The sequence below is a fragment of the Vibrio genomosp. F6 genome, from assembly GCF_005146325.1.
Lineage (GTDB): Bacteria > Pseudomonadota > Gammaproteobacteria > Enterobacterales > Vibrionaceae > Vibrio > Vibrio cortegadensis.
Window position 1 is genome coordinate 149686 of the sequence record NZ_SYUT01000020.1, and the last position, 19136, is coordinate 168821.

The 19136-nt window shown below is 43.0% G+C and carries 14 protein-coding genes and 1 pseudogene; 13 read left to right on the forward strand and 2 right to left on the reverse strand.

Features of this window, described 5'->3' with window-relative positions; genetic code table 11:
- Window positions 1-267: 267 nt before the first annotated feature.
- Both FCV43_RS07600 and FCV43_RS07605 read left to right on the forward strand, forming a co-directional pair.
- A pseudogene (locus tag FCV43_RS07600) lies at window positions 268-1995 on the forward strand (sensor histidine kinase); the annotation flags it as partial.
- A 284-nt stretch (window positions 1996-2279) separates the two neighbouring features.
- Window positions 2280-3866, forward strand: coding sequence for an ABC-F family ATPase (locus FCV43_RS07605; RefSeq protein WP_017051565.1), 1587 nt, complete (start codon window positions 2280-2282; stop codon window positions 3864-3866).
- Between the two features lie 202 nt (window positions 3867-4068).
- On the opposite strand, the gene FCV43_RS07610 is transcribed toward FCV43_RS07605, so the two are convergent.
- Both FCV43_RS07610 and fdhD read right to left on the reverse strand, forming a co-directional pair.
- A complete protein-coding gene (locus FCV43_RS07610) occupies window positions 4069-5955 on the reverse strand; it encodes a methyl-accepting chemotaxis protein (RefSeq protein WP_136994673.1) in 1887 nt (628 codons plus the stop codon).
- Between the two features lie 347 nt (window positions 5956-6302).
- Window positions 6303-7127 (reverse strand): formate dehydrogenase accessory sulfurtransferase FdhD, encoded by an 825-nt coding sequence (fdhD, locus tag FCV43_RS07615; protein ID WP_017051563.1) that lies wholly within the window; start codon window positions 7125-7127, stop codon window positions 6303-6305.
- A 229-nt stretch (window positions 7128-7356) separates the two neighbouring features.
- Between fdhD and FCV43_RS07620 the strand changes: the two genes are divergently transcribed.
- From FCV43_RS07620 to cobB, 11 genes are all read left to right on the forward strand, one after another.
- Window positions 7357-7875, forward strand: a complete 519-nt coding sequence (locus tag FCV43_RS07620) for a DUF3305 domain-containing protein (RefSeq protein ID WP_136994675.1) — start codon at window positions 7357-7359, stop codon at window positions 7873-7875.
- On the forward strand, window positions 7865-8545 hold the full coding sequence (locus tag FCV43_RS07625; RefSeq protein WP_136994677.1) for a DUF3306 domain-containing protein: 681 nt from the start codon (window positions 7865-7867) through the stop codon (window positions 8543-8545). Before FCV43_RS07620 ends, FCV43_RS07625 begins: the two co-directional genes overlap by 11 nt.
- A gap of 249 nt (window positions 8546-8794) precedes the next feature.
- Window positions 8795-10456, forward strand: a complete 1662-nt coding sequence (locus tag FCV43_RS07630) for a 4Fe-4S binding protein (RefSeq protein ID WP_113796710.1) — start codon at window positions 8795-8797, stop codon at window positions 10454-10456.
- A 6-nt stretch (window positions 10457-10462) separates the two neighbouring features.
- The gene (locus FCV43_RS07635; protein ID WP_170961621.1) at window positions 10463-11122 is read left to right on the forward strand and encodes a TorD/DmsD family molecular chaperone; all 660 of its coding nucleotides are present in this window, start codon (window positions 10463-10465) and stop codon (window positions 11120-11122) included.
- Between the two features lie 73 nt (window positions 11123-11195).
- Window positions 11196-11393 (forward strand): twin-arginine translocation signal domain-containing protein, encoded by a 198-nt coding sequence (locus tag FCV43_RS07640; RefSeq protein WP_017051558.1) that lies wholly within the window; start codon window positions 11196-11198, stop codon window positions 11391-11393.
- A gap of 10 nt (window positions 11394-11403) precedes the next feature.
- On the forward strand, window positions 11404-14259 hold the full coding sequence (locus FCV43_RS07645; protein ID WP_136994681.1) for a formate dehydrogenase subunit alpha: 2856 nt from the start codon (window positions 11404-11406) through the stop codon (window positions 14257-14259).
- Between the two features lie 11 nt (window positions 14260-14270).
- Window positions 14271-14879 carry a formate dehydrogenase FDH3 subunit beta gene (gene fdh3B, locus FCV43_RS07650; protein ID WP_017051556.1) on the forward strand — a complete coding sequence of 203 codons (609 nt, stop codon included), beginning with the start codon at window positions 14271-14273 and terminating at the stop codon, window positions 14877-14879.
- Between the two features lie 17 nt (window positions 14880-14896).
- Window positions 14897-15901, forward strand: a complete 1005-nt coding sequence (locus FCV43_RS07655) for a formate dehydrogenase subunit gamma (protein ID WP_017051555.1) — start codon at window positions 14897-14899, stop codon at window positions 15899-15901.
- Window positions 15902-16014: 113 nt separating this feature from the next.
- Window positions 16015-16434 (forward strand): hypothetical protein, encoded by a 420-nt coding sequence (locus FCV43_RS07660; protein WP_136994683.1) that lies wholly within the window; start codon window positions 16015-16017, stop codon window positions 16432-16434.
- A 474-nt stretch (window positions 16435-16908) separates the two neighbouring features.
- A complete protein-coding gene (locus tag FCV43_RS07665; protein ID WP_017051552.1) occupies window positions 16909-18129 on the forward strand; it encodes an ammonium transporter in 1221 nt (406 codons plus the stop codon).
- Between the two features lie 214 nt (window positions 18130-18343).
- Complete coding sequence (gene cobB, locus FCV43_RS07670) at window positions 18344-19081, forward strand: Sir2 family NAD+-dependent deacetylase (protein WP_113796721.1); 738 nt, start codon at window positions 18344-18346, stop codon at window positions 19079-19081.
- The last annotated feature ends 55 nt before the right edge of the window (window positions 19082-19136 follow it).

The following is a 19136-nucleotide window of genomic DNA, read 5'->3' on the forward strand; positions in this document are numbered from 1 at the left end:
CGCCTAGATGTGGCTGATAACAGCATTAGTCTGCTTCAACAAAAGCAGGCTAATCATGTTAATGCGCTCTCAAATTCTTATGACTTTAGAGTATTAGTCAATAAGCAAGCAACAAATACCGAGATCTCGCAATGGGTGACTAAACAAAAAGTACGCTATAACTTAGATTTTCTTCATTGGCACCCAAACGATGTTGTCGTGCATCCGTGGCAGTTAACGGGCGTTCAAAACGAAACTGCTTTTTTCGATTTACTAGATAAACAACAACTTGAGCATTTAGATCCCGATCTAGCGAATAGAGCTCAAGTCCCAATTTTGGGTACAGCTCAGGTAGAAACGCAAGGGCTAGTGAGTAGGACAATTATCCCTGTCCGGAATCAAGAGAAAGAGATCATAGGCTTTCTTGATGGTGGCCTGTTGTTAAATAACAGCACGAAACTTGTCGATCAGATTCGGGATCTTATCTACCCACCAGCACACAAAGCGTATTCGGCGCAAAGTCACCAAGCAACTGAAGTAACAAGCAACGAGCTGATGACTGAGAGTGATTCAAGTAATAACAATAATACAGACCATCTGCTGGCAGAAAAAAATGAGCCACTCGGTGGAAGCATAAATAAGAAAAGAACGTCTAGTCGTCCTGTTGGAACCGTGACCATTTTTCTTAACGACCTACGTGTCTCGACGAATGTTCCACTTAATAGCGATATTAGAGAAGGACGCGCAATCGGAACCCGTGTGTCTCACTCTGTTCATCAGAAAGTGTTAAATGATGGCAAAGAGTGGATTGATCGGGCGTATGTGTATGACGCTTGGTATATCACTGCTTACCGACCACTTAGAGATCAACACAACAATGTCGTAGGGATGCTCTATACCGGGTATTTAATCTGGCCACTATTGAAAACCTACCTAACTAACTTAGGTGAAATAACCTTTACCATTCTTAGCCTACTGCTTATTTCAGGTTTCATGGTGTATCGAGGCTCTAGAGACCTCTTTAACCCAATCGAACAGATCCATAAAGTGGTGAAAGAAGTTCAAATGGGCAAGAACACCCGCATTGGTAAGATTGGGTTAGATGACCAACATGAACTGACGCAACTCGCAAAACAGTTCGACACTATGCTCGATCTACTCAGGCAGAGAAATGCTCAAATCGAACAAGCTGCAGCAGAGCTAGAGTGTAAGGTACAGGTCAGAACCGCAAGTTTGCACGAAAAGACACAACAGCTTGAGCACCATATACAACTGCTTAATCAGACACGTGATAAATTGGTTGTGAATGAAAAACTGGCCGCGCTTGGTGAGTTAACGGCCGGTATTGCCCATGAAATCAACAACCCAACCGCAGTGATTTTGGGGAATGTTGAATTAATGAAGTTCGAGTTAGATGAAGATGCAGAGCGCGTAGAGGAAGAGATTACCGCCATCATGGATCAAATAGATCGCATCAGAAATATTACTCGCAGCCTTTTGCAATATAGCCGTCATGGTGGCGTTCAAGATGAGATCACTTGGCAACATGTGAACCCTATTCTCGATGAAAGTATTACGTTGGTAAAAACGGGAGCTAAGAAACGAAACATTACCTATAAAACGGATTTACATGCCAAAACATCCGTCGAAGTAAATCGAAACCAGCTGTTGCAAATACTAGTCAATTTACAGATGAATGCTATCCACTCAATGAATGGAGAAGGGCAGTTGACCGTCATCAGTGAGGATTGGATCAAAGGAGAAGAGAGTATAGGGGCGATAATTCATGTTGAAGATCAGGGGTGCGGAATCAAGCCTGAAAACCTGAAACGTATTTTTGATCCCTTTTTCACCACTAAACGTGATGGCACCGGGTTAGGGCTCTCAGTATCTCAAAGTATTCTTAGCCAGACTGGTGGAGAGATTCGAGCAACGTCGACCTTCGGCAAAGGAAGCCGTTTTAGTGTTTATTTACCCAAGAAATCTGATACCAACCTGCTCATTACTAGCAAGTAAACATCGGAATGCTTTTCACTCATCCCGATACTCGGCTGGTAGATATCCGGCCGAGTATAGGGATAAAACCTAACGAAGCAGGTGTTTATACAGACAGTGAGCCGAGCTCAACATACAAGCAAGCCCTTTTGATGAAATAATCATCAATTATTCACCATATTCCCTTCCCTTAAGAGTGATGTACTTCACGAAAGCTGCTATACTCGCCCCGCTTTTAACGCTAGAGCTGTCTATTTGATGGCTTTTTTAACGTTTGATAACTATACGACAATTGGAAGAATACATTGATATCTACCGCAAACATTACCCAACAATTCGGCGCTAAGCCTCTTTTTGAAAACATCTCAGTTAAATTCGGTGAAGGAAACCGCTACGGTCTCATCGGTGCTAACGGCTGTGGTAAATCGACGTTTATGAAGATCCTTAGCGGTGAGCTAGAGCCTTCTGGCGGTAACGTAAGTGTTGATCCAAATGAGCGTGTAGCAAAACTGAACCAAGACCAATTTGCTTATGAAGAATTCACCGTTCTAGATACGGTAATCATGGGTCATAAAGAACTTTGGGCAGTAAAACAAGAGCGTGACCGTATTTACTCTTTGGCAGAAATGAGTGAAGAAGACGGCATGAAAGTGGCGGATCTAGAAGTTGAATTCGCAGAGATGGATGGTTACATGGCTGAATCTAAAGCCGGTGAACTTCTTCTTGCTGTAGGTATTCCTCTAGAGCAGCATTACGGCCTAATGAGCGAAGTTGCTCCTGGTTGGAAACTTCGTGTTCTATTGGCTCAAGTACTTTTTGCTGACCCACATATCATGCTTCTTGATGAACCTACCAACAACTTGGACATGGATACTATCCGTTGGTTGGAAGAAACACTAAACCAACGTAACTGCACAATGATCATCATCTCGCATGACCGTCACTTCCTAAACAGCGTTTGTACTCACATGGCGGATCTAGATTACGGTGAACTTCGTCTTTACCCTGGTAACTACGATGAGTACATGTTCGCAGCGACACAAGCTCGTGAACGCCTACTCTCTGATAACGCGAAGAAAAAAGCGCAGATCGCAGAACTTCAAACGTTCGTATCTCGTTTCTCTGCAAACGCATCAAAAGCGAAGCAAGCAACATCTCGTGCTAAGCAAATTGATAAGATCCAACTTGATGAAGTTAAAGCATCAAGCCGTCAGAACCCATTCATCCGTTTTGAGCAATCTAAAGAGCTATTCCGTAATGCTCTTATTCTTGAAGGCATTAACCAAGGCTTTGAAGAGGATTTATACGAGAAGTTCGACGCGATTTTCGAAGTGGGTGAGCGTGTTGCTATCATCGGTGAGAATGGCGTGGGTAAAACAACGCTGCTGAACACACTTGCTGGTGTACTAGAGCCTCGTAACGGTTCTTACAAATGGTCTGAGAATGCAAACATCGGTTACTACGCGCAGGATCACGCACATGATTTTGAGCAAGATCTAAACCTATTTGATTGGATGAGCCAATGGCGTCAAGAAGGCGAAGACGAGCAAGTTGTTCGTAGTTTCCTAGGTCGTATGCTTTTCGGTCAAGACGATATCAAGAAATCCGTTAAGGTGATCTCTGGTGGTGAGCAAGGTCGTATGCTTCTTGGCAAGATCATGATGCACAAACCAAACATGCTTCTTATGGATGAACCAACCAACCACATGGATATGGAATCAATCGAAGCATTGAACCTAGCACTTGAGAACTACAAGGGCACACTGTTCTTCGTTTCTCACGACCGTCAGTTCGTTGATTCACTAGCAACTCGTATCCTTGAAATCAGAGATGGCAAAATCAATGATTTCCGTGGTACGTACGCAGAGTTCTTAAAATCTCGCGAATCATAATATCGTTTAAGCTCGTAGAGTCACAGGTTTACTACTTTTGCTATTGATGGCATCGAGGTGAACTGGAACTAAAAACGAGATTAAAACGAAAAAACGCTCCGCAAGCCGGAGCGTTTTTGTATCTGCCACTTACATATCGGCATTAAGCGAATTTCTCTCTATTATTCCTTACTTGTTAATCGCACTATTCATTATCTTGGTATCAATATTTAAATTGACCGACAACGCGTTCTAGTTTCTCACTGACTTCTGTTACATGCTCACTGCAATGCACGGATTTTACTACAAGGTTTGATGTATCACCTGCCAGTTCCGCAATTTGCGTTATGTTACGGTCAATTTCTGCTGACACCATCGATTGTTCTTCTGATGCAGTCGCAATCTGTGAATTCATATCAAACATCTCACTAATTTGATCGACGATCTTTGTGATAGAACTCGCTGCGTTTTTGGTTTGTTCGTTCGTTTCATGTGCTTGACCTAAGCTGGTTTGCATCAAACTCACCGTTTGCTCGACGCCATCTTTTAAGCCTGAAATGGTGGATTCGATCTGCTTAGTCGAATCATTAGTCATATGAGACAGCTGGCGAACCTCATCCGCGACCACCGCGAAACCTCGTCCATTCTCACCAGCACGAGCCGCTTCAATCGCAGCATTCAATGCGAGTAGGTTAGTTTGTTCGGCAATGCCTTGTATGGTGGTTATTACCGAGTAAATATCACGGCTTTGCGACTCTAATGTTTTAATCAATATCTGAGATTGTTCGATATTACGAGTGAGCTCTTGAGTGCTTGCCCCCGCAATATTGGTTAAGCGCATGCTTTCTTCCGCTTCAAGTTTAACATTGTGTGCTGTATGAGCCGCGCTTTCGATGTTTGCTGTTATCTCGTTGCTTGTCATAACCAATTCATTAACCGCCGTTGCAACGGATTCAGACTCCGCTTTCTGCTTACTCACATTATCAAGACTTTGAGTGGCGGCTTGCTGAGATGTCTCTGAACATTCAGTCAGGACATTCATCACTTGAGCGATATCGGTAATATTCATCTGCAATTTAGAAATGAATAGGTCGAACGAATTCGATAGCTGCGCCAACTCATCACTGCCTTTAGCATTCATTCGAACGGTTAAGTCACCACTACCATGAGCAATGTCGCTCATCAGTGTATTGATATCATTGATTCGCCTTGTGATCATATTCGACACAATGATAATCATGCTCGATACAATCAAGACAATGGCACCTCCCATTAACGCCATATCACGTTTTATTTCCGTTGAGAGTACTTCAACGCTGTGATTGATTTGAGTGAGCATATCTGAAAGCGCTTGCTCTGTTTGATGGACATTGGCACGTAGCTTGCCCCGCATCCCTGAATTTGGAGAGAGGCCGAAAACGACCATCGCATCGGCAAAGGTTTCAAAATGATGTTGGTAATTCGTGAGGTTATCACTAGCGATATCAAATTCAGCAAATAGCACACTCAACTCGTTCAATGCTTCAATGAATGTTTCCCGACTCTCTGCGCTTGGAGAGCTAACAAATGTGTACTCTTGCTCAATAAGTTCAATAAACTGAAGCGTGAGAGAAACATTGCGCTCTTGCTCTAGTTGTTGGTGCAATAACTCCCGAGATTGGCCGAGCTTTGCACGATAACTGTGTTCGCTTTCAGAATTTATCAACAGTGCATGCTGGCTTAAATTCTCAAATTGGTTTTTATAACTCTTCAGCGAGCCGAGTAGCTCATCAATCTCATGATGGGGTTTAGAGTCTATCGACATCAGCAAAGGCTGGAGGGATGCGATATGGCTCTCTAAATCAATATAAGTATTGTCGAACTTAGATAAGTACTTTTCATCCTTACGCATCAAAAAGTCTTTCTCATGACGTCTAAGCGTTAAAAGCTCAGCTTTACTGGAAAGGTTTAGCTCTGCGGCATGATGAACGAGCTCAAGCTTTTGCAAACTATAGAACTCATAGATGGCATAACTCGCGATACCAGAGAATAGCGTCATCGTGATAAGTAATAATTTAACTTTTATCGATAATGAACGCGATGGAGCAGCGTTTTTTGGTGACCCATTCATAGGCACCTCCTTGTTAGCTAACGTCGACGTTGACCACTATGTTTTGGTTTAAACCAATTTATAATTAACTTCTTTAGTGGATATACAACTAATAGCTGTGAAACATATTATTACAAGTTTGTATAAATAAAAAAAATGAATGGGATTCTGCTTATGAAGAGTTCGAATAGTAACTAATTGAATTTATAGAACTTAAGAAAGTAGTGATGGAGGGGAGCTAGATAAAAAAAATACTGCATTCACCAATATTGGAAAATACAGTATTTATGATCTAAGGGAATATCATTTCAACCATAGATTGTGGCGTAACGTATTGCGATGTACAGGGTAATCATTAACAGTTTAGGCTATGCGTTGCCTTTAACATCAAACTCAATTTTATCTGCTCCAGTAAAGACTTGGAATCGTAAACCTTTTGCACGAGCAATGGTCGTAATCCCAAATTTCTGCGCCAAATCGAGGCCCATTTGAGTAACACCAGATCGAGAAAGAAGAACAGGAATGCCCATCTGCGCCACTTTAATCACCATTTCTGAGGTCAATCGACCTGTGGTATAGAAGATCTTATCTTCGCCGCTCTCTTTGTTAAGCCACATCTCACCAGCCAAAGTATCAACGGCGTTATGTCGCCCAACATCTTCTACAAACGACAAAACCTGATCGTCTTTACAAACGGCGCAACCATGTACTGCGCCCGCTTTTTTATAAGTATCGTTGTAGTGTGTTAAGGCTTCAAGCGCAGTATAGATTTGAGATTGCTTAATCTTGGTTTGTGGAACCTGATAGTTATCCAACTGCTTCATCACATTGCCATACATTGTGCCTTGCCCACAGCCAGATGTGACGGTTTTCTTCTTTAATGCTTCATCAAGTTCGCTGGTGTCTTCTTTTGTAATAACCGCAGCAGAGTGAGTTTCCCAGTCAATAATCACGGAATCAATCGCTTCAGGATCGCTCAAAAAACTCTGATTCTTAAGATAACCCAGAACTAAAGCTTCTGGTCTTGAACCAAGAGTCATTAAGGTGACAATTTCTTTCCAATTTAACATCACTGTAAGAGGGCGCTCACAGGCGATTTGTTTCGTTAGTTTTTCACCATATTCATCGAATACTTCAACTTCTAGCGTTTGAAATGGGTTTGCCCCAGTTTTAATGATATTCGGCTTGGTCACTAAATGATCCTTACATTGTTTGAAATGGTCATAGTTTGAAATGGTCATACAGAGTTGTGAGTCAGATAAAGTCTGTTGCCTCTGTCGTAATACCTTATACGTTATAATTGATTAACATAGCAATTCTTGTTCCAAAAAACGTTAATCAATAAAACGACTTAAATGTGGCTGGCGTGAAAATTGCTTTAGTAACAACAAAGAGAGAATGAATAAAAGGTATGCAACGCTTATGACTCACGAGAAACAGGTAAACGTCGATGACTCTAAAAGCCAAACACCAACGGTCGAGAAGACAGAGTCTATTTGGCATATTGAGTGTCAGTTAATTTCAGAGCAGATCGTTAAGAAGCTTTGGACGACCACCCAATGGCAACTTAAAGGGTTCAATACCCGTCCTCAAATATTGCAGAAAAATGTAGGTCTATTAGAGCTTCATAGAGATGAGCGTACGGATTACCGATTCAACTTGAACTCTCAGATGCCTAAACTCTTTGTCGTACTCGAAAATTTAGATGACGAAAGTCTTGAAGAGAGTAGCGAAGCTAACGTTATCGCACCTAACATTGTCACACTAACCGCGTCTCAGAGCGTTGCAGGGCAATATATGGACGGTGATTACTTGGTGCTTTCCGATGACATGCCATTAGCAGTACAAGCTTGGATGGAAGCGTATATAGGGCGCCATGGTGAATTAATCGAAGTTCGACGTAAGAAACGTAAAGGGGCGGGGCGCGCAAGTGGCAACTAACTTTCTTTCACGCTGGTCTCAACGAAAGCTGAGTAACAAAGAAGAGTCTGAAAATGAAGTCGACCTTGATGTCAGTAGTGAGCCTGCGACCGATGCACCGAGTCCGAATGAATCGGATTCTGACCTTATAGCGACAGAGCCTAACACGATAACTACAGGCCCTAATACACCCACAGAGAGCGGTGTTAGCGAAACTGGTTATCTAGAATCTGACCCTCTCGAAACAGAAAGCTCGGCCGATGTTGTGGACTCTTCCGTTACAGATCTTCCCGTAGCTGAACTATTAACTGCAGGTGCTGAGGCCAGTGTTAAGAAAGCTGCGCTGAGGAAGCTATTTCTGAGTGGCGAATTTAGTGAAGTCGATGCGTTGAATGATTACGATCATGATTACAAAGCCGTTAAAACGCTCTCAAAAGAGGTTGCTGAAACACTAAGAGGCTGGGCGAAAGAGATTATCGAAGATGATCCTGAGGGTATAGACCAGCACCAAGAGAGTGCGTTGAATGATGAGGCGAATACTATCGCCAGCTCAGCAGAGCCCAATATAAACGAAACTCATCAATATGTTACTGATGCCAAAGTCGCTGATGAGCATCTCAATGATGACCAAGTTGAGCATAATCAAGATAGTATGAAACAATCGCCACTTAATGAGAATAATTACCAATAGAAACAATCACTAAATACCTCATTAGGGCTAGGACAAAATATACCACACAACAAATAGGTACATTTTGACTGATGAATCAATTGAAAGAGTGAGACAAATTGTCCCGCTCTTTTTTTTTGTTTGATGAAACTGAACTTTTAAGATGCAATTTATGTGTATCTAACTGTTATTTAATACAAAAGTAAAAATGGAACACTATTTGCTATACAACGTCTATCGCATGAATACGTTCTTTGATGGAACCAAGCAATGTTAAAACAATTTTTACAACAAGCAGAATCGGACAATGGAAAAGCAAGAGCCTTTGCCATTGAGAATACGGTTGAGTTAACCAACCTTATTCCACCGACAGTCAGTTATGAAAGTGGCGGTAATACGCTAATTATTGGTCCAACCGCTATCATTGTGAGCGCATCTGAACAGCTCTCTCAAATGAACTCTTTGACCCTTCTGTCTACTGATGGCGAGAGATCTGAGCATTCCAATCTTTATTTCGCTAATTCAATCGAACTAAGTGGATTTTTAGGCACATTTGAAGTTGTTATCGAAAATCATGGTGTTCGCTCTAATCTTGCAAAAATAGCCGTTCACAGTGACTGTTTTGATGTAGTTTTGGACTTATCTCTTAATGGTTGTATGACGGAAGAAGTTCCAGTCCCTGGTTATTACCCGGTAGGAAGAGGTTATCCCTCACTCGCTGAAGCGCTAGAAGAGATCCCAACGCTAATGGGAACCTTTGATAAGCCAAAGTACTTCCGTTTGGATACCGATCTTTGTGCGCACAGTTCACGTGGAGTCAAAGGGTGTGAGCGATGTGTTGATGCTTGCCCTGCAGGTGCTCTTTCTAGTGAAGGAAACGATAAGATTGGTCATAAGATCGAGATCAACCCTTATTTATGTCAAGGCGTGGGGACATGTGCGACAGCTTGTCCTACAGAAGCCATTCATTACGCACTTCCAAATCCTCAAGATACCCAAAAATTCATCGAACGTACGCTGCTTAATTACGAAGAGGCGGGCGGGCGAGATCCTATTGTGCTGATCTGTAGTGCTCGTCATGAAACTTATAATTTGATGGCGCTGAGAGTACTACCAGATAACGTTGTTCCAATTGTGGTTGAAGATTTGGCTTCTATCGGTATTGATACTTGGTTTGCAGCCTTGACCAATGGCGCGACTCAAGTCTTGTTTGCGGCGAGTAAGCACATGCCTCAAACCATTCAACGCGTACTGAATCATGAAGTCGGAATTGCTCAAGATCTTCTTGATCAGCTTGGTATCAACAAAGAGTGCGTTGATATCTTGTATCTGGAAACCCTAAGACATCAAACGCCATCACTACAAACTCTTCCTTTTGAACTTTGGATAGGAGAGTTAGAAGGGAATAAGCGAGAAAGGCTATTCACCGCACTTGATGCTTTAGCCAGTAATCGAATTCCGGTTGAAACCATTCAAGAGATGCCTTCAACAGCTCCATATGGTTCTGTTTCGTGTAGTGAGAAAGATTGCACACTGTGTATGGCGTGCGTTGCGGTTTGTCCTACAGCGGCTCTACATAATGATGGTCAATCTCCAAGCCTTAAATTCATCGAACAAGATTGTGTTCAGTGTGGCTTGTGTGAAAAAGCCTGTCCTGAAAAAGCATTGAGTTTAGAACCTCGTATGAACTGGGATAAAGAGACTCGCCAGTCTGCTATTTCACTTTATGACGAACCCGCAGCAGAGTGTTTACGCTGTCATAAGCCGTTTGCCCCGCAATCTATGATTACCATGTTACAAGACAAGTTACGTGGTCACTCTCATTTTTCTGATGCTGCCTCTCTTAACCGTATTGCGATGTGTGAAGATTGCCGTGTGGTTGATGTTTTTGAGTCGATGGCGGAAAAGCCAGAAGATCAACTGACTTACTAGAAGGGAATGAACGTGGAACTAGAACAAGATCAATCCTTAAGAATCGATATCTATCTGCTGATTGCGCAGTTATTAAGAGAATCACCAAGCCAAGATTTACTTCATTTCCTTACGGAGATTGAACTGAATCAAGGTACTCAGCCAATGGCTATCGCGTGGGCTAAATTGAAATCGGCGGCTCAAGCAGGTGATGTTTCCAAAATCGAAGAGGAGTTTCAAGATCTCTTCATTGGTGTTGGGCGCGGAGAAGTCGTTCCATTTGGTTCATGGCATATTGCTGGTGCATTAATGGAAAAGCCACTATCCGATCTCCGCCAAAGTTTAGCGGAACTTGGCTTTGAACGAAATGAGGATGTGAAAGAGCCAGAAGATCATATGGCAGCACTTTGTGAAGTGATGTCTCTATTGATCGAGTCTTCGAATGATGAACCTAAAGCTGCATTTGCGATTCAGAAGAAATTTTTCAACCAGCACATATCGCCTTGGTACCTGTCGTTAGTGAATCACATTCAACAATCAAAAAGTGCGGATTTCTATCTAGCTGTTGCCGCTTTAATTGAAGGTTACTTGAGCTTAGAACAAGTGAACTTTGCAGAAAACCCGATGAATAAAAGAAATAACTCAAAAATTGACGTGAAGAACGTTGTTGATTCAGCAACGAATTAACCAGAACTCCACATATTAAGCAAAAGAGATGCACAAGCATCCACTGATGCCAATTTGGCAAAGGACGCAATGTATGAAAGACAAAAACGAAGTAAACACCAGCCGACGAGATTTACTTAAAGGCATAACAACAGCGACAGTAGCAGGTGCTGTGATTGCTGGCACGACTAAAATCGCTGCGGCATCGGATACTGAACAACCTAAAGTTGAAGTTAAAACAGAAGGTTACAAAGAAACTCAACATATTCGTGATTATTACGACACGCTTTAGGAGCTAAATAATGAAATTAATGAAACGCTCCGATAGCGTATCAAAGGCTGAAAATCAGTTTGGTATTAGCCGCCGCGCATTTATGAAGAACTCTTCACTTGCTGCTGGTGGTGTAGCGGCTGGCGCTTGTATGTTTGCGCCGGGCATGATGAAAAAAGCGGAAGCAAAAACAGTAGATGCTGATGCTAAAACTGAGATAAAACGTACCATCTGTTCACACTGTTCTGTTGGCTGCGGTATCTACGCAGAAGTACAAAATGGCGTGTGGACGGGTCAGGAACCCGCTTACGATCACCCATTTAACGCTGGTGGACACTGTGCGAAAGGTGCTGCGTTACGTGAACATGGTCATGGTGAACGCCGTCTTAAATACCCGATGAAGTTAGAAAACGGCAAATGGAAGAAGTTATCGTGGGATCAAGCGATCGAAGAGATCGGTGAGAAAGCGTTGCAGATTCGCAAAGAGTCTGGTCCTGATTCGGTTTATTGGCTAGGCAGTGCAAAACACAGCAATGAACAGGCCTACATGTTCCGTAAGATGGCATCGCTTTGGGGTACGAATAACGTCGATCACCAAGCGCGAATTTGTCACTCAACCACAGTTGCTGGTGTTGCCAACACTTGGGGTTACGGGGCAATGACAAACTCTTTCAATGATATGCATAACTGTAAGTCGATGCTATTCATTGGTTCAAACCCTGCAGAAGCTCATCCCGTTGCCATGCAGCACATCTTAATCGCTAAAGAGAAAAACAACTGTAAGATCGTAGTTGCTGATCCTCGCCGCACTCGTACTGCAGCTAAAGCGGATCATTACGTATCGCTTCGTCCTGGTTCGGATGTCGCCTTTATCTGGGGCGTGCTATGGCATGTGTTTGAAAATAAATGGGAAGACAAAGAGTTCATTCGTCAGCGTGTATTTGGTATGGATGAAATCCGTGAAGAAGTGGCGAAATGGACGCCAGAAGAGGTTGAACGCGTAACGGGCATTTCACGTGATGAAGTGTACCAAACGGCGAAACTGCTTTCTGAAAACCGTCCTGGTTGTGTGGTTTGGTGTATGGGTGGTACTCAACATACAACGGGTAACAACAACACTCGTGCTTACTGTATTCTTGAGCTTGCTCTTGGCAATATGGGTAAATCAGGTGGCGGTGCAAACATCTTCCGTGGTCACGATAACGTTCAAGGCGCAACAGATTTAGGCGTTTTGTCTCATACACTTCCGGGCTATTACGGCTTATCTGAAGGCGCGTGGAAACACTGGTCTAAAGTATGGGAACTTGATTACTCTTGGGTTCAAAACCAATTCGACCAAAATAAATATCGCGGTAAAAAACCAATGAACAACATGGGTATCCCTGTGTCTCGTTGGATTGATGGTGTATTAGAAAATAAAGATAATATCGAACAGAACGATAATATCCGCGCGATGTTCTATTGGGGTCATGCCGTTAACTCACAAACTCGCGGCGTCGAAATGAAAAAAGCGATGCAGAAGCTCGACATGATGGTCATTGTCGATCCATACCCAACCGTTGCGGCTGTCATGAATGACCGTACGGATGGCGTGTATCTGCTTCCTGCAACCACGCAATTTGAAACGTCGGGTTCAGTTACGGCTTCAAACCGTTCATTCCAATGGCGTGAGCAAGTGATACAGCCACTGTTTGAATCGAAGGCCGATCATGAAATCATGTACTTACTGACGAAGAAACTTGGCTTTTCTGATCAACTTTTCAAAAACGTTGCCGTGAACGGAAATATTCCCGTCATCGAAGACATCACTCGCGAATTCAACCGTGGTATGTGGACGATTGGTTACACAGGCCAAAGCCCTGAGCGAATCAAATCACACACTATGAACTGGCACACTTTCCATAAAACGTCATTAGAAGCGGAAGGCGGCCCTGCGCACGGTGAAACTTATGGTCTTCCTTGGCCATGTTGGGGCACCCCTGAAATGAAGCACCCGGGTTCGCATATTCTTTATGATACATCGAAACCAGTAGCTCTTGGTGGTGGTAACTTCCGTGCTCGCTTTGGTGTTGAATTTGAAGGTAAAAACCTACTTGCAGAAGACAGCTTCTCAAAAGATTGTGAGCTCGAAGATGGCTACCCAGAATTTAGCTCTAAACTGCTAAAACATCTAGGTTGGTGGGATGATCTTACTGAAGCTGAGAAAGCCGCTGCTGAAGGCAAAAACTGGAAAACAGATACGTCTGGTGGTATCCAGCGCGTCGCGATTAAGCATGGTTGTATGCCTTACGGTAATGCTAAAGCTCGTGCGGTGGTTTGGACATTCCCAGATCGCGTTCCGTTGCACCGTGAGCCACTGTATACACCGCGCCGCGACCTAGTTGCTGATTACCCAACCTGGGATGACAGTGAATCGATCTACCGTCTACCTACGATGTACAAATCAATTCAAGATCAAGACAAGTCGAAAGAGTATCCGATCATTCTAACGTCTGGTCGTCTTGTTGAGTACGAAGGTGGTGGTGAAGAGACACGTTCAAACCCTTGGTTAGCGGAATTACAACAAGAGATGTTTGTTGAAGTAAACCCGAAAGATGCCAATGACATCGGATTCAAAGATGGTGACATGGTTTGGGTTGAAGGCGCAGAAAAAGGACGTATTAATGTGAAAGCAATGGTGACTCGCAGAGTGAAACCGGGCTTAGCATTTTTACCTTTCCATTTCGGCGGTAAATTCCAAGGTGAAGAGTTACGTGATAAGTACCCAGAAGGCACCGATCCTTATGTTATTGGTGAATCTGCAAACATCGCAACGACTTATGGTTATGACCCTGTAACGCAAATGCAGGAAACCAAAGTTACTCTCTGTAAAATTAGTAAAGCGTAGGAGTCATAAAGATGGCTAGAATGAAATTCCTTTGTGACACCAAGCGTTGTATCGAATGTAATGGCTGTGTCACAGCATGTAAGAATGAAAATGATGATGCTCTAGAGTGGGGTATTCAACGTCGACGTGTTGTCACTTTGAATGACGGTGAACCGGGTGAAAACTCAATCTCAGTGGCTTGTATGCACTGTACTGATGCACCTTGTATGGCAGTTTGTCCAGCAGACTGCTTTGAGCATACTGAAGATGGCATCGTGCTGCATAATAAAGATTTATGTATCGGCTGTGGCTACTGCCTGTTTGCTTGCCCGTTTGGTGCACCACAATTTCCTAAGCAGTCTGCTTTTGGTGAGCGTGGAAAAATGGATAAATGTACTTTCTGTGCTGGCGGTCCTGAAACGGAAGCGGGTTCTGAAGAAGAGCGCAAAAAGTACGGTGCAAACCGTATCGCTGAAGGCAAACTGCCAATGTGCGCGTCACTCTGTTCAACGAAAGCTTTGATTGCGGGTGATGCTGAGAAAGTATCTGAGATTTTCCGTCAACGTGTAGTTGAGCGCGGAGCGAAAGGCGCAGGCTGGACAAACGGCGAAGATCTTTCTTTTGATGCGACTAAGAGCTAATGATGACGGAGAGAGTTATGTTTCAACGTCTTAAACGTGCGACTCTCGTGATGCTGCCTTTATTGGCAGCATTCCTACTCGCGTTTAGTTTTCCTACGTCGGCACAAGAGCAGAGTGCATCTTCTGCTGAGAAAGAGATGACTCAGTTAGCGGGAGCAGATTTTTGGCGTCAAGTTAAAGATGGAGAAGTCGGGTATACCACCTCTCAATTTCCTGAGCATGGCATGCTTATCAGTACCCCGGGACAAACATGGTTCTTATTAAAAGAGAAATGGATGTCACCTGCTGGCGCAATCGCTATTTTTGGTAGTATCGCGATGGTCGTCTTGGCTTACATTGCCGTAGGGCCGTTAATGCTGAGCGCACCGAGAACAGGTAAGAAAATTAAGCGTTGGTCTCGTTTAGATCGTGCTTTGCACTGGAGTATGGCGTTTACTTTCTTAACGTTGGCTTTTAGTGGCTTGATGTTGGTTTACGGAAAACACTTCCTAAAACCCTATATCCCAACCGATTGGTGGGGAAATATCATCTATCTCGCTAAGCAGTATCATAACTATGTAGGACCACTGTTCTTCATTCTACTGACTTGTATCTTATTGAAATGGTGGCGTAAGTCGCTATTTAACAAAACAGATATATCTTGGTTTATGAAGATGGGCGGTATGGTAGGGAAACATAAAGGAACCCATCCATCAGCAGGGTTCTCCAATGGTGGTGAAAAAGCGATCTATTGGTTGCTGATCGTATTTGGTGCCGTTGCAGCGGTCAGTGGCCTAGTGCTCGACTTCCCAATTTTTGACCAAACTCGCCGAGATATGGAGCTATCGAATCTGGTTCATATGTTCTCTGCACTGATCTTGATTTGTGGTTTCATCTTCCATATCTATATCGGTTTATTTGGCATGGAAGGCGCACTAGAAGGTATGGTTACTGGTGAAGTCGATGAAACGTGGGCAAAAGAGCACCATGATCTTTGGTATGAAGAGGTGAAGTCGGCTCAACACTCAGAGAAGAGTGATTAGCAGATCTCTTTTATCAGTAACATCAACCAAGGTGGCTTAGTCATCTTGGTTGATAACACGATACTTGAGTCAAGCTTACATAATGTTAACTAGTTCAGAGAGTAAATAGTTCCATGAACGCAACCAACAAAAATGGCATCTGGTTTGCCTATATAGCCAGCCTTTTAACCCCATTTACGTTTCTTATATCAGGCATTATAGCCATTGTTTACGCAGGCTATCGACTTGATAAAAACGAAGACGGTGACATGGTGAATTCCCATTATTATGGGCTGATCCGTAGCTTTTTCCTTTTTCTAACATTTTTTGTCGTGTTAATTGTAACTGTTGCGACATCGAACGGTGTGTTAGCTGGAATGAATGACTACTGGTATCAATCGACTTGGATTGACTCAATCGCTTACATCATTCCCTATATTGGAGCTGGGTTTGCTGCAATGGCTATTGTGGTATGGATTTATCGCTTGATACAAGGGATGAGACAACTGCAACAAGGCATTTCGCATGCGCCTTCGACAGGGCCAAACTTATAAACCTAAAGAGCGGTATTCGCCGCTCTTTAGCTACTGCATCCTTTCTTAGTCATGTATTGCTGGTCATCACCGCCATGTGAACTAGAACTTGTAGACTGACACCCCATTGTAAATAAAATCACCAGTGACAAAATTATCCACTTCATGATAACTCCTCATCAATTTACGTCCGACTGCTATAAATCATAGCTCAATAATTTCAGCTCAAAGACATTTAATATCTTTGCCTTGTTTTGGGGCTCTATCACCAAAGTGGTGCACAAACATCATGTTACTCCAAATGATGAATCTACATGATTGTCACCAATAACATTGTAAGCCTTTAAATATTAATAGCTTTTTATATTTTTAGTGGTTTTTCATTTAACTGGAACAGATATTGCTGAAAGCTAGACAGTATTGAAATTCACTGTTTTGGTGAATGAGCAACAAAAAGCACAGGATTAGTGCAATATAAAAAATGGAGAGATAATAATGAGCCAAACCGTAAGTCAAGTGCATGGAGCCGTTCAAACCTTGACTCAAAGCTCAGACACACTTTTTTTGCTTCTGGGGGCAATAATGGTGTTCTTAATGCACGCTGGATTTGCATTTTTGGAAGTGGGTACGGTACGTAAAAAGAACCAAGTGAATGCCTTAGTAAAAATTTTAGCTGATTTTGGAGTTTCCGCTATCGCGTATTTCTTTATTGGTTACTGGGTTGCCTACGGTGGACACTTTTTTGCCGATGCTGAGACGTTATCCCAAGGTAATGGCTATGAATTAGTTAAGTTCTTTTTCCTATTAACCTTTGCTGCCGCCATTCCTGCGATTGTTTCTGGAGGTATCGCGGAGCGGGCTCGATTCTACCCAATACTGATTGCCACTTTCTTTACTGTTGGACTGGTTTATCCATTGTTTGAAGGCATCATTTGGAATGGTAACTTTGGTATCCAAAACTGGTTTGAAGTGACATTCGGTTCAAGTTTTCATGATTTTGCAGGCTCAGTTGTCGTACATGGTGTAGGGGGCTGGATTGCTTTAGTCGCAGTCCTTTTTCTAGGGATGCGAAAAGGGCGTGTAAGAGCAGGAAAACACACCAACTTTGCGCCATCCAATATCCCATTCTTAGCATTGGGAGCTTGGATATTGTGCGTGGGTTGGTTTGGATTCAATGTCATGTCGGCACAAACCTTAAATGGTATTAGTGGACTGGTCGCAATGAACTCATTGATGGCAATGGTAGGTGGCATTCTTGCTGCGTTAATTGCTGGGAAAAATGACCCAGGGTTTATCCATAATGGTCCCTTGGCTGGTTTAGTCGCAGTATGTGCAGGATCGGATTTGATGCATCCTCTCGGCGCGTTAATAACGGGTGCAATTGCCGGAACTCTATTTGTCTACTTGTTTACCTTCTTACAAAACAGAACCAAAATTGACGATGTACTCGGTGTATGGCCACTTCATGGTGTATGCGGAGCTTGGGGTGGTATCGCTGCGGGTATTTTCGGTCAACAAGCTCTCGGGGGGCTTGGTGGTGTAAGCTTTACCGTTCAACTGCTTGGGACAGGATTCGGTATTATCGTTGCATTTGGAGGTGCTTTTATCGTCTACGGTGCTTTAGATAAAATGACAGGACTGCGATTGTCAGAAGAGGATGAATTTAATGGCGCCGATCTTGCGATTCATAAGATTTCATCAATTAATGAAGATTAATTGTCTAGAACAGAAATAGTTACCACTAAAGAGCGGCTTTCGGTCGCTCTTTGTCATTGGGTATCTCATCTCGAACATTGAGCTTGCTACCTGTTTCACATTTTAACTTATTAGCTTGTATTCTAAGACTATTGTCTAATCCTTATAACTATTGTTGATTTTTGAACAGTGCTAAGCTGATAAAAGGATCGAATAATGTATATAAGGATATCCCATGAACTTTCCATATAAAAATATTGTCATTCTAACTGGTGCTGGGATCTCAGCTGAGTCGGGGATCCAAACTTTCCGAGCTCAAGATGGCTTATGGGAGAACCACCGTATTGAAGATGTTGCCACCCCCGAAGGTTTTGAACGTAATCCGGACTTAGTTCAGGAATTCTATAATCAACGACGGGCTAAACTCCAATCTGACATTATAAAACCAAATCCAGCGCATCATGCTCTTGGCAAGCTTGAATCTGAACTGGATGGCAAAGTCACCATCATCACTCAAAACATTGACAATCTTCACGAGCGAGGCGGCAGCAAGAATGTCATTCATATGCACGGTGAGCTATTAAAAGCGCGATGCAGTGAATCTAATCAGGTGTTAGAGCATTCGGAAGATATTCTAACTGGTGAGCTATGCCATTGCTGTCAAATCCCGGCTCAAATGCGACCACATATTGTTTGGTTTGGTGAGATGCCACTGCGAATGGGCGATATATACTCAGCCTTAGAAGAAGCGGACCTGTTTATCTCAATTGGCACGTCTGGTGTGGTTTATCCTGCCGCTGGATTTGTACATGATGCAAAAATGCATGGTGCACATACCATCGAAATCAACTTAGAGCCGAGTGCCGTTGAGAGTGAGTTTGAAGAGAAGCGATATGGTAAAGCGGGGCTGGAAGTACCTAAACTGGTCGAAGAGTTGCTGCTCATGGGCGATGACACGGAATTAAGCGCCTAACAAATAATAATGCTCAGATACAAATAAAGCGGCCAACGCCGCTTTATTTTTTATA